Here is a 530-nt window from a genome sequence, read left to right on the forward strand (position 1 = left end):
GTGATCTACCAGTTCACCAATATCTGGAACGACTTCCTGTTTGCGTCTGCCTATGCCGGCACCGGTGAATCCATGCCGATGACGGTGGCGCTGAACAACGTCGTCAACACCTCGACCGGGGTGGTCGAATACAATGTCAACATGGCGGCTGCGATGATCGCAGCCGTGCCGACGCTCATCGTCTATATCCTCGCCGGCCGCTACTTCGTGCGCGGTCTGATGGCGGGCGCTGTCAAAGGGTAATCCATGGCCTTCCTCGAAATCTCCGGTCTCAGAAAACGCTTCGGCGCCGTCGACATTCTCAAGGGGATCGACCTCGAACTCGAAAAGGGCGGCTTTCTCGTGCTGGTCGGCCCGTCCGGCTGCGGCAAGTCGACGCTGCTCAACACCATTGCCGGGCTGGAGACGATCACCTCCGGCGATATCAAGATCGACGGGCGCGACATCAGCGGTCTGCATCCCTCCAAGCGCGACATCGCCATGGTGTTCCAGTCCTATGCGCTCTATCCGAACATGACGGTGGCCGGCAA

The 530-nt window shown here is 59.8% G+C and carries 1 protein-coding gene and 1 pseudogene; both read left to right on the top strand.

Translation table 11 applies throughout. The annotated features are described in order from the left end of the window. Positions 1–243 (top strand): annotated as a pseudogene (locus MOV76_RS39445) (carbohydrate ABC transporter permease); the annotation flags it as partial. A 3-nt stretch (positions 244–246) separates the two neighbouring features. Next, on the top strand, positions 247–530 hold a 284-nt coding region (locus MOV76_RS39450), incomplete at its 3' end, for an ABC transporter ATP-binding protein (protein ID WP_247266623.1).

This window comes from Rhizobium sp. PRIMUS64, from assembly GCF_023006465.1.
Lineage (GTDB): Bacteria > Pseudomonadota > Alphaproteobacteria > Rhizobiales > Rhizobiaceae > Rhizobium > Rhizobium leguminosarum.